Below are 19,285 nucleotides of genomic sequence, written 5' to 3'. Positions count from 1 at the left end.
CTGCTGGGTCGTTCCCCCGACGCCATCGGGCGGGTGTCATGCAACCATTTTAACGGCATCACTGCCGAATTGATTGAGCCACAGGATTGGCACGCCTGCGGGATCATGTAGGCTGAGCTGTGCAAGACTCGCCAGCGGCAGGCGCCGCGGCGAGCGCAGGGAGTGCTCATGCCGAACGGCAATATCATCGTCACGGACGACCGCGGCACACGCGTCATCACCCTGCGCCGTCCCGGCAAGAAGAACGCGATCACGCAGCACATGTATCGCGAGATGAGCCGGGCGATCGACACCGCACAGAATAATCCCGATATCCGCTGCATGATCATCACCGGCGGCTCCGGCGTGTTCACCGCCGGCGACGATATCGACGACTTCATGCATGCCGACGCGGCCCGTCCGGAGACGTTGTCGGACGGCGCCAAATTCCTCTACTCGCTGGCGCTCAACGTCAAGCCGATCATCGCAGCCGTGGACGGTGCCTCGATCGGCATAGGCACCGTGATGCTGTTTCACTGCGACTATGTGCTCGCCTCGAACGCCGCGACCTTCTCGGCGCCCTACATCAATCTCGGGCTCGTTCCGGTCGGTGCCGCCAGCCTCCTGATGCCCAGCACCATGGGTTACCAGCGCGCCTTCGCCATGCTGGTGATGGGCCGCAGCTTCACGGCCGCCGAGGCCCATGCCGCCGGCTTCGTCAACACCGTGGTGTCGCCGGGACATACCGAGGTCGAAGCCCGCAAGGTGGCGCGCGACATCTGCCGGCTTCCGGCCGATGCGGTCGCAATCTCGCGCAAGCTGCTGCGCGCCCCGCCGGAAGAACTGACCCGCCGCATCGACCAGGAGGCCCATCTGTTCGGCGAGCGGTTGAAGTCCAACGATGCGATTGCCGCGTTCAATGCGTTCGCGAACAGGAAGAAGAGGAAGTAGGACTGTCTGCCGCCCGATGGATTCCGGGCTCGCGCTCCGCGCGCCCCGGGATGACAGCGAGAACTTTCGTGAAATCTTCGCGCCGAGCGATTAATCTTGTTCCATGCGATACCAATCCATCCTTGCCACGCTTTCGCTCGCGCTTCTCCCCCTCTCCGCCGCGGCGCAGACCGCAGCGCCGGTCGAGCTGCGGATTCTCGCGATCAACGATTTCCACGGCAACCTCCGTTCGCCGCCGGGCGGCATCCGCATCAATGACCCCGAAGACAAGACCAGGAAGGTGATGGTGGCCGCCGGCGGTGCCGAATACATGGCGACGCTGGTGAAGCAGCTGAGCGAGGGGCACAAGAACACCATCTTCGTCGCCGCCGGCGATCTGATCGGGGCGAGCCCGTTCCTGTCGGCGATGTTTCACGACGAGCCCTCGGTCGAATCGCTTTCGATGATGGGGCTTGCGATCACCTCGGTCGGCAACCACGAATTCGACGAAGGCAAGACCGAGCTGCTCAGGATGCAGAATGGCGGCTGCCATCCCGAAGACGGCTGCCAGGGGCCGCATGCTTTCACCGGCGCCAAATTCCACTATCTCGCGGCGTCCACGGTAGAGACCGCGACCGGCAAGAGCGTGCTGCCGCCTTACGAGATCCGCGAGTTCGATGGGATTCCGGTCGCCTTCATCGGGCTGACCCTGAAGGAGACCGCCGGCATCGTCTCGCCCAAGGGCATTGCGGGACTGGAATTTCGCGATGAGGCCGAGACGGTGAACGCACTGGTGCCGCAGCTGAAGGCGAAGGGGGTCGAGGCGATCGTGGTGCTGATCCACCAGGGCGGTGAGCCCGCAGGCGACTACAACGAATGCCCTGGCATTACCGGGCCCATCGTCGACATCGTCAAGAAGTTCGACCCGGCCGTCGACGTCATCGTCAGCGGCCACACGCACCGCGCCTATGTCTGCGATATCGATGGGCGGCTCGTCACCAGCGGCGACAAATACGGCACGCTGGTGACCGCGATCGACCTCAAGCTCGATCCTGCAACCCGCGACATCGTCGGCGCCAAAGCCGAGAACGTCATCGTCGCCAACGCCTCGCTGGCCAGGGATCCGGAGCAAACCGCGCTGATCGACGCCTATGACAAGCTCTCGGCGCCGATCGCCAACCGGCCGGCCGGATCGGTGACGCAGACGCTGTCGCGCGTTCCGAACGAAGCCGGTGAAAGCGCACTCGGTGACGTCATCGCCGATGCCCAGCTCGCCGCGACGAAGGATGCCAAGGACGGCAGCGCTGTCATCGCGCTGACCAATCCCGGCGGCATCCGCACGGATCTCGTCCCCAAGGACAACGGCGCGGTGTCCTATGGCGACCTGTTCGCAAGCCAGCCGTTCCGCAACCGCCTCGTCACCATGACGCTCACGGGCAGTCAGCTCAAGGATATGCTGGAGCAGCAATGGCTCGATCCGAAGCGGCCGCGAATCCTCCAGGTCTCGATCGGGTTCAGCTACAGCTGGGACGCGTCAAAGCCATTCGGCGAGCGCATCATGGCCGACAAGATGACGCTCAACGGCAAGCCGATCGAGCCGGCCAGCTTCTATCGCGTGACCCTTAACGACTATCTGGCGGTCGGCGGCGACGGTTTTACCGTCGCCAAGCAGGGCACCTCGCCGCAATATGGCGGCTACGATTCCGACGCGCTGTTTGCCTTCTTTAAGGCGCATGGTCCGATCGGCCCGTTGCCGGCCACCCGCATCCTGCGCGTCAATTGATCTGGATCAAAGGGGGCGGAACGGGTCGGGCCTTTGCCATTCGCTACGGAACGCCTAGATTGGGTTTTGCATTGCGTTTTGGCGCCGGATGCGTCAAGCGACGTCGAGAGTTCGTTCCCCGTGAGGCCGACCTGATGAGCACGCTTCTTCTTTCCCACAAGGCCTGCCTCGACCATGTCACGCCGCCGGGACACCCCGAGCGCCCGGATCGCCTGCGTGCGGTGGAGGAAGCGCTGTCGGTCGAGCGCTTCCAGTTCCTGGCGCGCGATCAGGCGCCGGAGGGCGATCTCGATCTCGTCACGCTCTGCCACAACGAGCACTACGTCACCGAGCTGCGCCACGTCGCGCCGACCAGCGGCCAGATCTATCTCGACGGCGACACCTCGATGTCCCCGGGTACCTGGGAAGCGGTGATGCGCGGCGTCGGCGGCGCGGTGGCGGCGACCGAGGCCGTGATGAACGGCGAGCACCGCAACGCCTTCGTCGCGGTGCGCCCGCCCGGCCACCACGCCGAGATCGGCAAGCCGATGGGCTTCTGCTTCTTCGACAATGTCGCCATCGCCGCGCGCCATGCGCAGCGCAAATACGGCATCAAGCGCGCCGCCATCGTCGATTTCGACGTGCATCACGGCAACGGCACCCAGGACATCTTCTGGTCGGATCCATCAGTGATGTACTGCTCGACCCACCAGATGCCGCTGTTTCCGGGCACCGGCGCCAAGGGCGAGCGCGGCGATCACGACACCATCGTCAACGCGCCGCTCGCCTCGGAAGACGGCGGCCCCGAATTCCGCAGCGCGTTCGAGAATCTGATCCTGCCGCGGCTGGAGAAATTCAGCCCCGAGCTTCTCATCATCTCCGCGGGCTTCGATGCGCACTACCGCGATCCGCTGGCCTCGCTGAACTTGCGCGCGGAGGATTATGCCTGGGTGACGCGCAAGCTGATGGACCTCGCCGACAAGTCCGCCGGGGGACGCGTTGTCTCTGTGCTTGAAGGCGGCTACGACCTGCAAGGACTGAAAGAATCTGTTACGGCGCATGTCGGCGCCCTGATGGGCGCTTGAGATACCCGCCACATTAAGCCCGCAAAACTCTGCTGTTTTGCAAGCGCAGCGAATCGGGCAATCGGAAACGGATATGGCCGAAAATACCCAAGTCGACGTCTCCAGGCTCACCTTCGAACGCGCGATCGAGGAACTCGAATCGATCGTGAAGCGGCTCGAGGACGGCAAGGTGCCGCTCGAGGAATCCGTCACGATCTACGAACGCGGCGAAGCCCTGAAGCGGCGCTGCGAGGAGCTGTTGCGCCAGGCCGAGGCGCGCGTCGACAAGATCACCACCGACGCCGGTGGCCAGGCCGCCGGCACGGCGCCCCTGGACGTGCAGTAAGGCCCGCAGCCACCCGCCTCGCGCATCAGCCGCCTGCAATTTTTCAAGATCGCACGCCCCGTCTTGGCCGGCGAAGGGAACGCTAGGGCCGGAGAGTTCCCGCCTCGGCGTTCTCCATCCCGCGAATTCCGCCGAAAAGGCTGTCTTTCCGCAAAGAATCCAGCCAAGGAACCGGGCAGAATTGGAACCTTCCCTCCGGCGCCCCGATTAACCAAATTGGCCCGCCGGTTGCACCTGCATACCCGTGATCGGCCCTGTGGGTTGGCTTTGGCCCAAGCTTTGGTGTAAAGCTGCGCGGAGTGTGGCTTTTTGTTAGCCTTGACGTGGGGACCGATTTTCGATGTCAAGTGCCTCAAATCGCTAATGAAATTGGCTGGGACGGACGAAGCCGATCTACGTGACAGGGATCACAGAGACTGAACCGGAGCGCACTTAGGCTCACCTAAGCTTGAAGACGGGGCCTTGCCCCATGCAGGTGGCTCCGACGGTTTAAGGACTCGCGCTGCGCCGATATTGTGCAAACCCATCGCGCACCGGAATGACCTTCCGGCGCTGACAAATTGGAAATCGCCGTGAACGCATACAGTAAAACGCCGCTTCTCGACACCATCCGGACGCCGGAAGACCTGCGCAAGCTCAAGGTCGAGCAGGTTCGCCAGGTCGCCGACGAGCTGCGGCAGGAAACGATCGATGCCGTCTCGGTGACCGGCGGTCACTTCGGCGCTGGCCTCGGCGTGGTCGAGCTCACCACCGCGATCCACTACGTCTTCGACACGCCGCGTGACCGGCTGATCTGGGACGTCGGCCATCAGGCCTATCCGCACAAGATCCTCACCGGTCGCCGCGACCGCATCCGCACGCTGCGCACCGGCGGCGGCCTGTCCGGCTTCACGAAGCGCAGCGAGAGCGATTACGACCCGTTCGGCGCCGCGCATTCCTCGACCTCGATCTCGGCCGGTCTCGGCATGGCCGTCGCGCGCGATCTCTCCGGCGGCAAGAACAACGTTATCGCCGTGATCGGTGACGGTGCGATGTCGGCGGGCATGGCCTATGAGGCCATGAACAATGCCGGCGCCATGAATTCGCGCCTGATCGTGATCCTCAACGACAACGACATGTCGATCGCTCCGCCGGTCGGCGCCATGAGCGCCTATCTGTCGCGCCTCTACTCCGGCAAGACCTATCGCACGCTGCGCGATGCGGCCAAGCAGATCAACAAGCGCCTGCCCAAGATCCTCGCCAACCGCGCCAACCGCGTCGAGGAATATTCCCGCGGCTTCATGATGGACGGCGGCACGCTGTTCGAGGAGCTCGGCTTCTATTACGTCGGCCCGATCGACGGCCACAATCTCGACCATCTCCTGCCCGTGCTGAAGAACGTCCGCGACATGGAGACCGGCCCGATCCTGGTCCATGTCGTGACGCAAAAGGGCAAGGGCTACGGCCCGGCGGAAGCCTCCGCCGACAAGTACCACGCCGTCGTCAAGTTCGACGTCGCCACCGGCACCCAGGCCAAGGCCAAGCCGAATGCGCCGGCCTACCAGAACGTGTTCGGCCAGAGCCTCGTCAAGGAAGCGCAGAAGGACGACAAGATCGTCGCCATCACCGCGGCGATGCCGTCGGGCACCGGCGTCGACATCTTCAACAAGGCGTTCCCGGACCGCACCTTCGACGTCGGTATTGCCGAGCAGCACGCCGTGACCTTCGCCGCCGGTCTCGCGACCGAGGGCTACAAGCCGTTCTGCGCGATCTACTCGACCTTCCTGCAGCGCGGCTACGACCAGATCGTCCATGACGTCGCGATCCAGAACCTGCCCGTGCGCTTCGCCATCGACCGCGCCGGCCTCGTCGGCGCCGACGGCGCGACCCATGCCGGCTCGTTCGACAACGCCTATCTCGGCTGTCTGCCCAACATGGTGATCATGGCTGCGGCCGACGAAGCCGAGCTCGTGCACATGGTGGCGACCCAGGTCGCGATCAACGACCGTCCGAGCTCGCTGCGTTATCCGCGCGGCGAAGGCCGCGGCATCGAGATGCCCGAGGTCGGCATTCCGCTCGAGATCGGCAAGGGCCGCATGATCCGCCAAGGCAGCAAGATCGCCCTGCTCTCGTTCGGCACGCGTCTGGCCGAATGCGAGAAGGCGGCCGACGAGCTCGCCGCCCATGGCCTCTCCACCTCGATCGCCGATGCGCGCTTCATGAAGCCGCTCGACACCGAGCTGGTGCTGAAGCTCGCCCGCGACCACGACGTGCTGATCACGATCGAGGAGGGCTCGGTCGGCGGCTTTGGCTCGCATGTCGCGCAGTTCCTGACCGATCAGGGCGTGCTCGACACCGGCATGGTCAAGTTCCGCACGATGGTGCTGCCCGACGTATTCCAGGATCACGACACCCCGGCCGCGATGTACGCCCGCGCCGGCCTCGACGCCAAGGGCATCGTCGCCAAGGTGTTCGAAGCGCTCGGCAAGGATGTGAAGGCCGAGACGGTCAAGCTGGCTTGAGGCTAATCACCTCTCCCGCTTGCGGGAGAGGTCGGCGCGAAGCCGCCGGGTGAGGGTTCTATCCTCTGGGAGACTATCCCGTTGCGGAGACACCCTCTCCCCACCCCTCCCCCGCAGGCGGGGGAGGGAGCAGACTGCGGCTCGCATCTCGACCCAAATTTCCCTGGTTCTATTTCCATGAAAATCTATCTGGCAGGTCCCGACGTGTTCCTGCCGGATGCGGTTGAGATCGGCCGCCGCAAAGCCGCGATCTGCACCGCCCACGGTCTTACCGGTCTCTATCCCCTCGACAACGCCATCGACCTCACCGCTTCAGACGCCTCCCGGCGGATCTTTTGCAGCAATGAGGCGATGATGGACGAGGCCGACGCCATCATCGCAAACCTGACGCCGTTCCGCGGTGCCGGCGCCGACCCCGGCACCGTCTACGAACTCGGCTACATGGCCGGCCGCCGCAAGTTTTGCCTCGCTTACTGCAACGATCCCGCCACCTATGCCGACCGCCTCAGTCGCTTCATGGCCGTCACCCCTGAGGACGGACGGCTGGTCGATGCGCAGGGGCTGACCGTCGAGGATTTTGGTCTCGTCGATAACCTGATGATGATCCATGCGCTGGAGCTGCATGGCTGCCCGCTGGCGACGCCGGCGCAAATGCCTGTTGACGTCTGGCATGATCTGGCCGCGTTCGAGGCTTGCGTCCGGATGGCGGCCGCGCGATTGATCGCTACATAGCGATCAATCGCTGGAGAGATCGATGTCCCCTGCCCGCAAACGCGCGGATGTTCTGCTGGTCGAGCGCGGCCTGTTCGAGAGCCGGGCGCGGGCGCGCGCGGCAATCGAGGCCGGGCTCGTCACGGCCAACGACAAGCAGGTCGAAAAACCCTCGGAGACGATCGCCGAGGACGCCGTGATCCAGGCCGAGCCGGCGCATCCCTACGTCTCGCGCGGCGGCGTCAAGCTCGCCGGCGCGCTGGAGCGCTACAGAATCGAGATCGAGGATCATGTCTGCCTCGACGTCGGCGCCTCCACCGGCGGTTTTACGGAGGTGCTGCTGGCGAACGGCGCGAGCCTGGTGTTCGCCGTCGATGTCGGCACCAGTCAGTTGCACGCCTCGCTGCGCGGGCATCCCAAAATCGTGTCGATGGAGGAGACCGACATCCGCGCCTATGAGGGCAAGCGGCTGCCGGCGCGGCCCGATGTCGTCGTCATCGACGTCAGCTTCATTTCGCTGAAGACCGTACTTCCCGTTGCGCTGTCGCTGGCGGCCGCGCCGATGAGCCTGCTGGCGCTGATCAAGCCGCAATTCGAGGCTGACAGGAAGCACAACAAGAAAGGCATCATCCGCGACGCCGCCGTGCATCAAGAGATCTGCGACGACATCGCGGCCTTTGCCGCCTCGCTCGGCTGCACCAAGATCGAGGTGTTTCCCTCCTCGATATCAGGCGGTGACGGCAATATCGAATTCTTCCTGGGCGCGCGCCGTGGTTGAACGTGTCATGATCGATCATGTCGGCCATCGCGGCGACGGCGTTTCACTCACGACGGGCGATGCGATCTATGTGCCCTACACGCTTGGCGGCGAGAGCGTCGAGGTCGATCACGTTGCCGGCCATCATCCCGACCGTCGCAAGCTGCTGGCGGTCGATATCGCCAGCCCCGAGCGCATCGAACCGTTCTGCCCGCATTTCGGCGTCTGCGGCGGCTGTGCGATCCAGCATTGGGCGGCGGAGCCCTACCAGGCCTGGAAACGCAACATCGTGGTCGAGACGCTGGCGCAGGCCGGCGTTCCTTGCGAGGTGGCCCCGCTGGTCGATGCGCATGGTGCCGGGCGAAGGCGCGTCACGCTGCACGGAAGGTTCGGCACGCATGACGTGCTCAAGGTCGGCTTTTCCGCGACGAGCTCGCACGACGTGATCCCGATCGACCGCTGTCCGATCCTCGATCCCGCGCTGGAAGGCGCGCTCGATGCCGCCTGGGCCATTGCCGAGCCGCTGACGTCGAAAATGCCGGTGACCAAACCGCTCGACATCCAGGTGACCGCCACCATCAACGGCCTCGATGTCGACGTGCGCGGCTCCGGCCCGCTGCCGACGCCGCTGGTCACCGCGCTGTCGCGCGTCGCCGAGCAGCATGGTCTGGCGCGGCTGACGCGGCATGGCGAATTGGTGCTGCAACGCCTGCCGCCAACGGTGCGGATGGGCCGCGCCGAGGTGACGCTGCCGCCGGGCTCGTTCCTGCAGGCAACCGTGGCCGGTGAAGAGACGCTTGCTTCACTCGTCGCCGAGCGCGTCGGCAAGGCGAAGGAGGTTCTCGACCTCTTCTGCGGCGTCGGTCCGTTTGCGCTCAGGCTCGCCGAGAAAGCCCGCGTCACCGCCTATGACAGCGACGCCGGCGCGATCGCCGCGCTCGCGAAGGCGGCGCGCACGCCGGGACTGAAGCCGATCAAGTGCGAGCCGCGTGACCTGTTCCGCCGTCCGCTGGTGCCACCGGAGCTGCGCGATTTCGATGCCGTGATATTCGATCCGCCGCGCCAGGGCGCACAGGCACAGGCGCTGAAACTCGCGGCGAGCAAGGTGCCCGTGGTGATCGCAGTGTCCTGCAATGTCGCGACCTTCGCCCGTGACGCGCGGCTGCTGATCGATGGCGGTTACAAGATCGAGAATGTCGTCCCGGTCGATCAGTTCCGCCACACGCCGCATGTCGAGCTGGTGGCGAAGTTCAGCCGCTAAAGCGCGATGAGATCGGGTTGAATCGTCATCGCGCTTCAGCGTCGCAGCTGGCCCAGCGCCGGCGACTCGCCCGGCAGCATGTTCGACCTGATATCGCTGTCCATGAGGCCGGAGTCGCGCTGGGTGAACCCGGCGCCGAACGACAGGCTGAGATTGGACGTCGGCTTGAATTCGACGCCCGCAAATCCGCCGTAGCCGGGACCGGCGGCGGAGGTCAGCGGTGCAACCGAGCTGCCGATGCCGTTACCGTATTTCAGCGTGTCGAAGCCGGCAAAGAAGGTCACGGGCGAGCCGCCCGCGGTCTTCATGTTGTAGCCGAACTGCGTGCTGTCGAAGGAGAGCGCGCTGAAATTGCCTGAAGATCCAGCCTGGGTGAAACCGCTCAGGCCGAGATTGCCGCTCTGGCTTCCGACGAAAAAGCCGGGACGGAAATCATAGCCATTGCTGTAGCTCTCAGTGCTGCCGCCATAGCCGAAAGCCCCGCCCGGAATCCAATACTGCACAGGCGCGACCTGGGCATGAGCAGGTCCGCCGCCAAGGCAGAGCAGTGCGAGAAGAGCAGTAAGACCGCAGGTACGAGTAAAGCCGGGCATCGAGGTAACCGTCAGAATGGTGCGCAAAATATACGCCCGCCAAGGTGCGAATGCCAGTGATGCGATGCCGCTGATCACGCCATCGGGTTCCAGACCCGACGCTTTGAACCTCCTGCGTGCCGGATTGACCCACTGAAAGGGACGCGCAAGCTGAAGCCGCGGCTTTGACCGCGAAAGCCCGATGCCGTCCGATCACGCGCGATTGCGCAGACCTTTGAAAATGCCCGACATTCGATGGAGGCTGTCATGGAGGTCAATTCCGACAAGTTGAATGCCTTTATGGGCAAGATGATTACCGAGGTCGGGGCGGCGATGAACGCATCGCTGGTCCTCCTGGGCGACAAGCTCGGCCTCTATCGCGCTCTCGCCGCCAAGGGACCGATGAACTCGGCCGAACTTGCAAAGGCCACCGGAACGGCGGAGCGCTATGTCCGCGAATGGCTGGCGAGCCAGGCGGCATCCGGCTACGTCGAATACGATGCCGGCTCGGGAAAGTTCTCCATGCTGCCGGAGCAGGCGATGGCGCTCGCTGACCAGGACAGCCCGGTGTTCCTTGGCGCGGTCGGCAACGTCATTGCCGCAGCCTTTCTCGACGAGCCGAAGGTCACCGACGCCTTCAAGTCCGGCAAGGGCGTCGGCTGGAACCGGCGCAGCGAGTGCCTGTTCTGCGGCACCGCCCGCTTCTTCCGCACCGGCTACATGCATCACCTGGTGCAGGAATGGCTGCCCGCGCTTGACGGCGTCGTGGACAAGCTGAAGCGCGGCGCCAAGGTCGCCGATGTCGGCTGCGGACATGGCGTCTCGACACGGCTGATGGCGGAGGCCTTTCCAAACTCCCGCTTCTATGGCTTCGACTATCACGAGGGTTCGATCGAGGCGGCGCGCAAGGCGGCCGCCGAGGCCAGGCTCGGCGATCGCGTCAGCTTCGCGGTTCACTCGGCCAAGACCTATCCGGCCGAGGGCTACGATCTCGTCTGCTTCTTCGACTGCCTGCACGACATGGGCGATCCCGTCGGCGCCATCAGTCATGTGCGCCAGAGCATGGCGAAGGACGGCACCTGCATGCTGGTCGAGCCATTCGCGGGCGACCGGCTCGAAGACAATCTCAACCCGGTCGGGCGCGTCTATTACGCGGCATCGACCATGATCTGCACACCGGCCTCGCTCGACCAGGAGGTGGGCCTCGCACTCGGCGCGCAAGCCGGCGAGGCAAGGCTACGCAAGGTCGCGAACGAAGGCGGCTTGTCGCGCTTCCGCCGCGCCGCGGAAACGCCGTTCAACCTGATCCTGGAAGCACGGATCTGATTTTGATCGCGCTGGGCGCCGCAGCCGACCATGTCAAGCTGCGGCGTCGGTGCGAAGCACCGGCGAACTGCTACGCGGTCCGGTCGACCGAGGATGACGAATCCGCCGGCGGATATTTCGTCACCGGCACCATGAAGGATTTGGTGCCGACCTGGTAGGTGATCTTGCCGTTCTGCCCGTCGTCCGTCGCGATCTGCGCCTGGCCGAACATGATGACGTTCTTGTAGACGATGCCGGTGCCCTGGCGGGTGATGCCCTCGGTGGTGACGCTGACCTGGGCTTCATTGCCGTTGACCGAGAGCACCTTGAAGCTCGCGCTCTTGCCGATGTCGCTGGAATAGCCACCCCAGCTCCCCATCAGGCGGCTGTCGGAGGCCGGTGGCGCCTGCTTCTCGAGAGTTGCAGTCTGCTTGCCGCTGCCCCCAAAGGAGAACAGCAGCACCATGTTCTTGCCGTCCTTGGTGCCGACCGTGACCCCGCCGAAGTTGATGAGCGTGCCCTGAACTTCGCCAAAGCCGCGCTCGGTGTGGCCGTTATGGGTGTACTCGACCTGCGCTCGGTTGCCGCGGATGTTCACGACCTTGAAGCCGACAGGCTGGTTGTTGCCCGCCCAAGTGCCCTTCCAGTCGCCGATCAAGGCGCTCTGGTGGTACAGCCGCTCGTTGGCGGGCGAAATCTGGCTGGTGCTTGGCGCGACGACGGACATGAGTATATGCGATGGACGAGTTCGACGGGCTCGCTGGCCTGCGAGCGGCGACAGGCAGCATCAGCAACGTTCAGAAACAGTTGGATTAGGGGCACGGCGGAGTTAACGGACAGTTAATTTCAGCCGCCGGCCGCGAGGCGACGGATGGTCTCATCGAGCACCTCAGCGGCCCCAGCGATCCGACCAGATCTTCTCGCCGATCAGGCAGCTCACGCGCGGCTCCTTGTCCTTGTCCGCAACGTGCACCACCGTGGGAGTTCGGCCCGCCACCTCCATCAGCAGCTTGGTGCGGATCGCCTCCTTGAACTTCTCGCGATCCTTGATCGCGATCACGAAGGAGCCGGGTCCGCCGATCACGCAGTCCTCGTAATAGTAATCGAGATTGTCGATATCCATCGTCGAATAGGACGGCTCCTTCACCATGATCGGCAGGCCGTTGATGATGATGCCCTTCTCGAGTGCGAGATCGCGCGCCACCGTGACAGGGCCGCCATTGTTGTTGGGACCATCGCCCGAGATGTCGATGACGCGGCGAAGCCCGTGATAGGGATTCTCGTCGAACAGCGGCATGGCAAATCCAATCGCGCCTGAGATCGAGGTGCGTGAGGCGCGCCGGATCGGCGTCTTCAAGATCTCGGCTGCGACCGCATCCGCCGTCTCCGGTCCGTCGATGAGGCGCCAGGGGATGATGATCTTCTGGTCGCTCGAGGCGGCCCACTCGAAATAGGTCACCGCGATCCTGCCGTTGGGGCCGGCCTTGAGCGCCTGCAGGAACTCCTTGGACTGGATCGCCTGGGCATAGCCCTCGCGCTGGATCGCGAGCTCGTCCATATCCATGGAGTAGGAGACATCGACCGCGAGGATCAGCTCGACATCAACCGACTGCGCATCGCCGTCGGCCGCCTGTCGCTGCTGTCTCATTGGTTCGAATTTCGGCGATCCGAATTTAGAACTTGGTGCCGCGAAGCCCGCGACGTCCCCTCCGGCAAGCACGCCGGCCACCAGCACAGCCCCGATCGAGAACAGCAAGCGCATCGCAGTCTCCCGTCGTATGACGCGATGGTGACACGCAAACGCCGTGCCGCAAAGCACGAAGATCGCTTGGGCTTCACATTCAGGTTAGAGATTTGCGGGTTAGAGATTCGAGGGCTTCGCGCAAAGCCACCGCGAATTCGCCACGCTCGCGCGCCGCGGTGCTGACTTTCAGCCGTCATTCCGGGGCGGCTCGAAGAGCCGAACCTCAGGTGCGCAATTGCGCACCGGGGAAGCTCGAGATTCCGGATTCGATGCCGCGCATCGCCCCGGAATGACGGAGACATCTCTTGTTCCCCCTGATTTCCATGCTAGGCTGACCCGACAGATGGGGATGGAGTCCCCCGACAACCGCCCGGCGGTCGCGTGACTGCAATGGGCTGATGACTCCTGCCCAAGGCAACGCCATCAGCCTCTGCCTGTGGCGGGAGCATGGACAAACCCGCCGCTGGCGGGTTTTTTGTTGCCTGAAACGAAGACCAAGGAGACGTCCACGACGTGACGACGACCACACCGAATGCCGCCCATGCCAGGCTGCCCAGGGGGATCTGGGTGCTCGGCTTCGTCTCGATGCTGATGGATATCTCCTCCGAGATGATTCATGCGCTGCTGCCGGTCTATCTCGTCACCATGCTCGGCGCCTCCACCCTCACCGTCGGCTTCATCGAGGGCATCGCGGAGGCGACCGCCGCCATCACCAAGATCTTCTCCGGAGCCCTGTCCGACTGGCTCGGCCGTCGCAAGCTGCTCGCGGCCCTGGGCTACGGGCTGGCTGCACTGACAAAACCGTTGTTCCCGCTTGCCCCAAGCGTGGGCTGGCTGGTGGCAGCGCGCTTCATCGATCGCGTCGGCAAAGGCATTCGCGGCGCACCGCGCGATGCACTGATCGCCGATATTTCGCCGATGGGCCTGCGCGGCGCGAGCTTCGGCCTGCGGCAATCGCTCGACACGGTCGGCGCCTTCGTCGGACCGCTGGTCGCAATCGGACTGATGTGGTGGACCTCAGATCATTTTGTCGCCGTGTTCTGGGTGGCGGTGCTGCCGGCGTTCCTGTCGTTCGGACTGATCACCTTCGCAGTGACCGAGCCGGAGCCGGATGCCAGCCGGGAGCCCGCGAAGAGTCCGCTCAACACTGCCGCAATGCGGCAACTCGGACCGGTCTACTGGCGGGTCGTTGCGGTCGGCGTCATCTTCACCTTGGCGCGTTTCAGCGAGGCCTTCCTGATCCTGCGGGCGCAGAACATCGGGCTCAATGCGATGTGGGTGCCGGCGGTGCTGGTGCTGATGAACATCGCTTACGCCCTCTCCGCCTACCCGGCCGGCGCGCTGTCGGACCGGATCAATCGGACCGCCCTGCTCGGACTCGGCCTCGTCCTCCTCGCTGGCGCCGACCTTGCGCTGGCGCTACTGCCTGATCTGGCCGGCCTCGCGCTCGGCGTCGTGCTGTGGGGCCTGCATATGGGACTGACGCAAGGCTTGCTCTCGGCCCTCGTCGCCGATACTGCACCCCCAAGCCTGCGCGGCACCGCGTTCGGCTATTTCAACCTGTTCACCGGCCTTGCGATGCTGGCCGCGAGCGTGATCGCCGGCGCACTGTGGGACGCCTATGGGCCGGTCGGCACGTTCCTTGCCGGGCTCGGCTTCGCACTGGCCGCGCTGGTGGGACTGTTGACGGTCGGCGACGGCCTGGCCATGGAGAAGAAGTGATGACAGGGGGCTGTTCATCGTGCTGAGCGGAGTGATCGCGATCGTGGCCGGCAGCGTGCTGGGCGGCTGCGCCCGCTATTTCGTCTCCGGCGTCATCGCGCGCCGGCTGGGCGAGACCTTTCCCTGGGGCACCATGACCATCAACGTCACAGGCGCCTTCCTGATCGGTATGTTTGGCGCGCTGGCGACCCATCCCGGCTCGGTGTTCGCGACGCCCAATCCGTGGCTGTTCGCGGTCACAGGCTTCCTCGGCTGCTACACCACGGTGTCCTCGTTCAGCCTGCAAACGCTGACCCTGGCCCGCAACGGCGAGCCGGCACACGCGCTCGGCAATGTCGTGTTCTCGGTCGGCCTGTGCCTTGCGGCCGTGAGCTGCGGCTTCCTCCTTGCGGACGGTTTGGGGGGATAGAGGCGAATGAAGCCCTCCTCTGCCGACCGCTGGCGCGTTGCGATCCTTTATGCCTGGGTTTCTGCCGGCAGCATCGTCGGCGGGCTGACGCGCTATCTGGTCGGGCTCGCGCTCGATACCGGCCCGGGCTTTCCCTTCGCCACATTGTTCATCAACGCCACGGGCTCGCTGATCATCGGCTTCTACGCGACGCTGACCGGGCCCGACGGGCGCATGCTGGCGCGACCGGAGCACCGGCAGTTCGTCATGACCGGCTTCTGCGGCGGCTACACCACGTTCTCGACCTTCAGCCTGGAGACCTTTCGCCTGTTCCACGGCGGCATGAAATATACCGCCATCGCCTATGTCGCGGCGTCCGTCGTCTGCTGGCTGGTGTCGGTATGGGCAGGGCATATGATGGCGAGCCGCTACAACCGCTTGACGAGGAGTTGACCATGCAAATCCCCAATCAGGCTGTTTCGCTGCGGATCTTCATCGGCGAGAGCGACCATTACGACGGCAAGCCGCTCTATGAAGCCATCGTGATGACGGCGCGCGAGCGGCACCTTGCCGGCGCCACCGTGCTGCGTGGCCCCATGGGCTTCGGCAAGTCGAGCCGGCTGCACACCTCGAAAATCCTGCGGCTCTCGGAAGATCTGCCGCTGCTGATCGAGATCGTCGACAGCGAAGACAACATCAACGCATTCCTGCCCATCCTGGATGGCATGATGTCGAGCGGCCTGATCACCTTGGAGAAGGTGCAGGTCCTGCAATATGGTGCGAAGGTCGCGAGCTGATCGCTCCGGCCCGGAACCCGAGCCCGCCGTGTCCAGGAGGCGGAATGAACGACACTGTTACGACGCCGAAAACCAGGACGAAGACCAAGGTCGAGCGGCCGAAGCTGCACAAGGTCATCCTGATCAATGACGACTACACGCCGCGTGAATTCGTCACCATGGTGCTCAAGGCCGAATTCCGCATGACCGAGGATCAGGCCTACAAGGTCATGATCACCGCGCACAAGCTGGGCACCTGCGTCGTCGCCGTCTTCACCAAGGACGTTGCCGAAACCAAAGCCACCCGTGCCACCGACGCCGGCCGCGCCAAGGGCTATCCGCTGTTGTTCACGACCGAGCCTGAGGAATAGGGCGACGCGCGCGAGGCGCCTTGCGCGGGCTCCCTGCGGGATCCTCCTGAACATGGGTCCAGAATGCCTCTGCCGCCGGCGTCAGTCGCGACCTCGGGCGGAACACCCTGATCTCGATCGGGATCTCCCACTCCTGTCCGCCGGCTTTCACCAGCTCGCCGCACGCGAGCTGATCCACAATCAGGCTTTGCGGAAGCCAGGCCATGCCGCGGCCGGCCTGGACCATGGTGACCAGCAGCTTTGCAAGATGCGAGGTGAATGCCGGCTTCAGCTCCGCCTTGAGCGGTGAAGTCGAGCGGACGGCCTCGAGAATCGTGCCCATGCCTGACTCGGAGCGATAGCTCAGGAATTGCACTGGCGCTGCCGCCGTTCCCGGCAGCCTGAAGCGCGGCGTCTTGCTCGACCTGGAGAGCGGTACGGATGCCGGGATCAGGCGATCATCGCCGACATGGGCCGAGCGGAATTGCGACGTCGTCAGCGCAGTGACCACGGACGGATGATGATGGCAAAGCAGGAAATGCACCTCCCCCGCCAGCAGCATGCGCTCGCACGCCTCCATGTGGTTGGCGACGAGCTGCACGTTCGGCACGAAGGACAGCGTCGTCTCGATTCCGCGCAGCCAGTCCGGAAAGAACGTCAGCGACAGCGCGTTGGTCGAGGCGAATTTCAGCACGTCGGATGAGCCTCGCGCGAGCTCCTGGGCCTCGAGGCGGCCGGTGGACAGGCGGCGGATGATGTCCTCCGCGGTCAGGCGGAATGCATCGCCCGCGGCGGTGAGACTGACGGCATGCGTGGTGCGCTCGAACAGCGCCGCGCCCGCCCATACTTCCAGCGCCTTGATCCTGCGGCTCAGCGCCGGCTGCGACGAATTGCGCTGCTCGGCGGCGCGCGAAAAGCTGCGCGTCGATGCCACCGCGATGAAATCGTGCAGCCAGTTGATCTCCATGGCATCCGTCCCGCTTATGCAAATCCTGCATAATCATATCATGAGGTGACATTGGATTTCCAGAAGGCGGGCCGCCACCCTCCTGGGAAAGTCAAATATCCATTGGAGGCCTGATGTCAGGGCGTACGCTGTACGACAAGCTGATCGACGCGCATGTGGTCCGCCGCCTCGACGATGACGGACTGGTGCTGCTCTATGTCGACCGCACCGTGCTCAACGAATACACCAGCCCGCAGGCGTTCGCGGGCCTGCGCACCGCCGGGCGCAAGGTGTGGAATCCGTCCGCGGCGCTGATGGTGGTCGACCACGTCAATCCGACCGCGGCCCGCCGCACCCGGCAGATGCCGGATGCCGACGCTGCGCGGCAGGTCGACTATTTCGCCGACAACGCCCGCGATTTCGGCATCGAATATTTCGACATTCTCGATCCGCGCCAGGGCATCGAGCATGTCGTCGCCCCCGAACAGGGCCTCGTCATGCCCGGCATGGTGATCGCCGCCGGCGACAGCCACACGACCGCCTACGGTGCGTTCGGCGCGCTCGGCTACGGCATCGGCACCTCCGACATCGAGCATTATCTGGCGACCTCGACCGTGCGATATCGCCGCCTGAAGACGATGCGCATCGTCGTGACCGGGCGTCCGGCGCTTGGCGTCACGTCAAAGGACATCGTCATGGAGATCATCCGGCGCATCGGCGCCGATGGAGCCAGCGGCTATGCGGTGGAGTTCGCCGGCCCTGCGGTGAGCGAGATGAGTGTCGAGGGACGCATCGTGATGTCGATCATGATCGTCGAGGCCGGCGCCCGCGGCGTCGTCATCGCGCCCGATCAGAAAGTGCTCGATTATCTCGGGGGGCGCCCGCGCGCGCCGAAGGGCGAGATGTGGGATCGCGCCGCCAAGGCGTGGCTGCAGCTCCGCTCCGATTCCGATGCCCATTTCGACCGTGAGATGACGATCGATGCCGGCGATGTCGCGCCGCTGGTAACGTGGGGCACCAGCCCGGACCAGGCGATCGCTGTGACCGACAGCGTGCCCGATCCCGAGAGCAACGCGGCCGCCGACGGCAAGACGGCGGCGAGACGCGCTCTGGCCTATATGGGCCTGACGCCGGGAACACCGATCCAGTCGGTGCCGATCGACCTTGCCTTCATCGGCTCGTGCACCAACTCCCGCATCGAAGACCTGCGCGATGCGGCGCGCGTCTTCAGAGGCCGCCAGGTCGCATCAGGCGTGCGCGCCATCGTCGTCCCCGGCTCGACGCAGGTCCGCGCCCAGGCCGAAGCGGAGGGGATCGCGCGGATCCTGATCGATGCGGGCGTGGAGTGGCGGCAATCGGGCTGCTCGATGTGCCTTGCGATGAACGACGACATTCTTGCACCGGGCCAGCGCTCGGCCTCCTCGACCAACCGTAATTTCGAGGGCCGCCAGGGGCCCGGCGCGCGCACGCATCTGATGAGTCCCGCGATGGTGGCTGCCGCCGCAGTCACCGGCCGCATCACCGATGTGCGCGAGCTGATCGAAGGAGATCTGCCATGACGCCGTTCCATTCCGTCTCCGGCGTCGCCGCACCGATGATGACGCCCAATATCGACACCGACGTGATCATGCCAAAGATGTTCCTGAAAGGCGTCGATCGCAGCGGGCTCGGTGAAGGCGCCTTCAACCTGCTGCGCTTCCGCGCGGGCAGGCCCAATCCCGACTTCGTGCTGAACAGAGACGGCTATCGCGATGCCTGCTTTCTCGTGGTCGGCCCGAATTTCGGCTGCGGGTCGAGCCGCGAGCACGCGGTCTGGGGGCTTCAGCAGCTTGGCATCCGCGCCCTGATCGGCACGAGTTTCGCCGGAATCTTCAGCGACAATTGCGCCAATAACGGCCTGCTGACGATCAGCCTCGACGCCGCGACCGTCGGTACCCTCGCCGGCATCGTCGCGAGCCCCGCGAGCAACCGCCTCACCATCGACCTCGAGCCGCAGATCATCCGCTTCGCCGGCGGGATTATTCCGTTCGCGATCGAGCCAGCCCGGAAAGAGGCATTCCTGACGGGGCGCGACGCCATCAGCTCGACGCTCGTCCTTGCCGACGACATCCGCGCCTTCGAGGCGCGACACCGGGCGGACAATCCCTGGTTCTGAGCGCGCGTCCACAAGA

The 19,285-nt window shown here is 64.7% G+C and carries 20 protein-coding genes and 1 riboswitch; of the genes, 16 read left to right on the top strand and 4 right to left on the bottom strand.

The annotated features are described in order from the left end of the window. The first annotated feature begins 168 nt into the window (after nt 1-168). The 8 genes from XH98_RS40015 to XH98_RS39980 all read left to right on the top strand — a co-directional run bounded on the left by XH98_RS40015 (nt 169) and on the right by XH98_RS39980 (nt 9,311). Nucleotides 169-930 (top strand): enoyl-CoA hydratase-related protein, encoded by a 762-nt coding sequence (locus XH98_RS40015; RefSeq protein ID WP_271601698.1) that lies wholly within the window; start codon nt 169-171, stop codon nt 928-930. Between the two features lie 103 nt (nt 931-1,033). Then, the gene (locus tag XH98_RS40010; protein WP_271601697.1) at nt 1,034-2,692 is read left to right on the top strand and encodes a bifunctional metallophosphatase/5'-nucleotidase; all 1,659 of its coding nucleotides are present in this window, start codon (nt 1,034-1,036) and stop codon (nt 2,690-2,692) included. Between the two features lie 134 nt (nt 2,693-2,826). Further along, entirely contained in the window at nt 2,827-3,756 is a 930-nt protein-coding gene (locus XH98_RS40005; protein WP_220000646.1) for a histone deacetylase family protein, read from the top strand. Between the two features lie 73 nt (nt 3,757-3,829). Then, nucleotides 3,830-4,081 (top strand): exodeoxyribonuclease VII small subunit, encoded by a 252-nt coding sequence (locus tag XH98_RS40000; RefSeq protein ID WP_271621849.1) that lies wholly within the window; start codon nt 3,830-3,832, stop codon nt 4,079-4,081. Nucleotides 4,082-4,653: 572 nt separating this feature from the next. After that, nucleotides 4,654-6,582 carry a 1-deoxy-D-xylulose-5-phosphate synthase gene (gene dxs, locus XH98_RS39995; RefSeq protein ID WP_271601696.1) on the top strand — a complete coding sequence of 643 codons (1,929 nt, stop codon included), beginning with the start codon at nt 4,654-4,656 and terminating at the stop codon, nt 6,580-6,582. A 177-nt stretch (nt 6,583-6,759) separates the two neighbouring features. After that, nucleotides 6,760-7,314 (top strand): nucleoside 2-deoxyribosyltransferase, encoded by a 555-nt coding sequence (locus XH98_RS39990; protein ID WP_271621848.1) that lies wholly within the window; start codon nt 6,760-6,762, stop codon nt 7,312-7,314. Nucleotides 7,315-7,336: 22 nt separating this feature from the next. Next, nucleotides 7,337-8,071 (top strand): TlyA family RNA methyltransferase, encoded by a 735-nt coding sequence (locus tag XH98_RS39985; RefSeq protein ID WP_271621847.1) that lies wholly within the window; start codon nt 7,337-7,339, stop codon nt 8,069-8,071. Next, on the top strand, nt 8,064-9,311 hold the full coding sequence (locus XH98_RS39980) for a class I SAM-dependent RNA methyltransferase (protein ID WP_271621846.1): 1,248 nt from the start codon (nt 8,064-8,066) through the stop codon (nt 9,309-9,311). Before XH98_RS39985 ends, XH98_RS39980 begins: the two co-directional genes overlap by 8 nt. 35 nt (nt 9,312-9,346) lie before the next feature. Here the strand turns inward: XH98_RS39980 and XH98_RS39975 are convergent, their stop codons facing one another. Further along, nucleotides 9,347-9,904 (bottom strand): hypothetical protein, encoded by a 558-nt coding sequence (locus XH98_RS39975; protein ID WP_271621845.1) that lies wholly within the window; start codon nt 9,902-9,904, stop codon nt 9,347-9,349. Nucleotides 9,905-10,150: 246 nt separating this feature from the next. Here XH98_RS39975 and XH98_RS39970 point away from each other — a divergent pair, with 246 nt between their 5' ends. Next, a complete protein-coding gene (locus tag XH98_RS39970) occupies nt 10,151-11,209 on the top strand; it encodes a class I SAM-dependent methyltransferase (protein ID WP_271621844.1) in 1,059 nt (352 codons plus the stop codon). Nucleotides 11,210-11,279: 70 nt separating this feature from the next. Here XH98_RS39970 and XH98_RS39965 read toward each other — a convergent pair whose 3' ends face one another. Both XH98_RS39965 and XH98_RS39960 read right to left on the bottom strand, forming a co-directional pair. Then, a complete protein-coding gene (locus XH98_RS39965) occupies nt 11,280-11,915 on the bottom strand; it encodes a hypothetical protein (RefSeq protein ID WP_271601692.1) in 636 nt (211 codons plus the stop codon). Nucleotides 11,916-12,077: 162 nt separating this feature from the next. Then, nucleotides 12,078-12,950 (bottom strand): DUF1194 domain-containing protein, encoded by an 873-nt coding sequence (locus XH98_RS39960; RefSeq protein ID WP_271621843.1) that lies wholly within the window; start codon nt 12,948-12,950, stop codon nt 12,078-12,080. 318 nt (nt 12,951-13,268) lie between these two features. Further along, a riboswitch (Fluoride riboswitch) is annotated at nt 13,269-13,347 on the top strand. A gap of 98 nt (nt 13,348-13,445) precedes the next feature. On the opposite strand from XH98_RS39960, the gene XH98_RS39955 reads away from it, so the two are divergent. Genes XH98_RS39955 through clpS form a run of 5 tightly spaced genes read left to right on the top strand, consistent with a single transcriptional unit; the run spans nt 13,446 to nt 16,189 of the window. Continuing rightward, nucleotides 13,446-14,654: an MFS transporter gene (locus XH98_RS39955; RefSeq protein ID WP_271621842.1), complete on the top strand. Its 1,209-nt coding sequence runs from the start codon at nt 13,446-13,448 to the stop codon at nt 14,652-14,654. Nucleotides 14,655-14,673: 19 nt separating this feature from the next. After that, nucleotides 14,674-15,063 (top strand): fluoride efflux transporter CrcB, encoded by a 390-nt coding sequence (gene crcB / locus XH98_RS39950; RefSeq protein ID WP_442868689.1) that lies wholly within the window; start codon nt 14,674-14,676, stop codon nt 15,061-15,063. Between the two features lie 6 nt (nt 15,064-15,069). Continuing rightward, nucleotides 15,070-15,495 (top strand): fluoride efflux transporter CrcB, encoded by a 426-nt coding sequence (crcB, locus tag XH98_RS39945; protein WP_271601689.1) that lies wholly within the window; start codon nt 15,070-15,072, stop codon nt 15,493-15,495. A gap of 2 nt (nt 15,496-15,497) precedes the next feature. Beyond that, on the top strand, nt 15,498-15,839 hold the full coding sequence (locus tag XH98_RS39940) for a DUF190 domain-containing protein (RefSeq protein ID WP_271601688.1): 342 nt from the start codon (nt 15,498-15,500) through the stop codon (nt 15,837-15,839). Between the two features lie 44 nt (nt 15,840-15,883). Beyond that, entirely contained in the window at nt 15,884-16,189 is a 306-nt protein-coding gene (gene clpS, locus XH98_RS39935) for an ATP-dependent Clp protease adapter ClpS (RefSeq protein ID WP_271601687.1), read from the top strand. Here clpS and XH98_RS39930 read toward each other — a convergent pair. Beyond that, nucleotides 16,167-17,135 carry a LysR family transcriptional regulator gene (locus XH98_RS39930; RefSeq protein WP_271621841.1) on the bottom strand — a complete coding sequence of 323 codons (969 nt, stop codon included), beginning with the start codon at nt 17,133-17,135 and terminating at the stop codon, nt 16,167-16,169. The genes clpS and XH98_RS39930 overlap by 23 nt on opposite strands. Nucleotides 17,136-17,248: 113 nt before the next feature. Between XH98_RS39930 and leuC the strand changes: the two genes are divergently transcribed. Both leuC and leuD read left to right on the top strand, forming a co-directional pair. Then, on the top strand, nt 17,249-18,673 hold the full coding sequence (gene leuC / locus XH98_RS39925) for a 3-isopropylmalate dehydratase large subunit (RefSeq protein WP_271621840.1): 1,425 nt from the start codon (nt 17,249-17,251) through the stop codon (nt 18,671-18,673). Further along, a complete protein-coding gene (gene leuD / locus XH98_RS39920; RefSeq protein WP_271621839.1) occupies nt 18,670-19,269 on the top strand; it encodes a 3-isopropylmalate dehydratase small subunit in 600 nt (199 codons plus the stop codon). Before leuC ends, leuD begins: the two co-directional genes overlap by 4 nt. Nucleotides 19,270-19,285: the final 16 nt, after the last annotated feature.

Origin of the sequence: Bradyrhizobium sp. CCBAU 51745 (assembly GCF_028128715.1) — a bacterium.
Classification (GTDB): Bacteria; Pseudomonadota; Alphaproteobacteria; order Rhizobiales; family Xanthobacteraceae; genus Bradyrhizobium; species Bradyrhizobium manausense.
This window is presented reverse-complemented; position numbering and strand designations above follow the sequence as displayed.

Coding starts and splice junctions, on each gene's coding strand:
- crcB (WP_271601689.1), top strand. CDS start 15,070: ATGAAGCCCTCCTCTGCCGACCGCTGGCGCGTTGCGATCCTTTATGCC.
- XH98_RS40000 (WP_271621849.1), top strand. CDS start 3,830: ATGGCCGAAAATACCCAAGTCGACGTCTCCAGGCTCACCTTCGAACGC.
- XH98_RS39960 (WP_271621843.1), bottom strand. CDS start 12,950: ATGCGCTTGCTGTTCTCGATCGGGGCTGTGCTGGTGGCCGGCGTGCTT.
- XH98_RS39990 (WP_271621848.1), top strand. CDS start 6,760: ATGAAAATCTATCTGGCAGGTCCCGACGTGTTCCTGCCGGATGCGGTT.
- XH98_RS40015 (WP_271601698.1), top strand. CDS start 169: ATGCCGAACGGCAATATCATCGTCACGGACGACCGCGGCACACGCGTC.
- clpS (WP_271601687.1), top strand. CDS start 15,884: ATGAACGACACTGTTACGACGCCGAAAACCAGGACGAAGACCAAGGTC.
- leuC (WP_271621840.1), top strand. CDS start 17,249: ATGTCAGGGCGTACGCTGTACGACAAGCTGATCGACGCGCATGTGGTC.
- XH98_RS39970 (WP_271621844.1), top strand. CDS start 10,151: ATGGAGGTCAATTCCGACAAGTTGAATGCCTTTATGGGCAAGATGATT.
- XH98_RS39965 (WP_271601692.1), bottom strand. CDS start 11,915: ATGTCCGTCGTCGCGCCAAGCACCAGCCAGATTTCGCCCGCCAACGAG.
- XH98_RS39975 (WP_271621845.1), bottom strand. CDS start 9,904: ATGCCCGGCTTTACTCGTACCTGCGGTCTTACTGCTCTTCTCGCACTG.
- leuD (WP_271621839.1), top strand. CDS start 18,670: ATGACGCCGTTCCATTCCGTCTCCGGCGTCGCCGCACCGATGATGACG.
- XH98_RS39940 (WP_271601688.1), top strand. CDS start 15,498: ATGCAAATCCCCAATCAGGCTGTTTCGCTGCGGATCTTCATCGGCGAG.
- XH98_RS39930 (WP_271621841.1), bottom strand. CDS start 17,135: ATGGAGATCAACTGGCTGCACGATTTCATCGCGGTGGCATCGACGCGC.
- XH98_RS40010 (WP_271601697.1), top strand. CDS start 1,034: ATGCGATACCAATCCATCCTTGCCACGCTTTCGCTCGCGCTTCTCCCC.
- XH98_RS40005 (WP_220000646.1), top strand. CDS start 2,827: ATGAGCACGCTTCTTCTTTCCCACAAGGCCTGCCTCGACCATGTCACG.
- XH98_RS39985 (WP_271621847.1), top strand. CDS start 7,337: ATGTCCCCTGCCCGCAAACGCGCGGATGTTCTGCTGGTCGAGCGCGGC.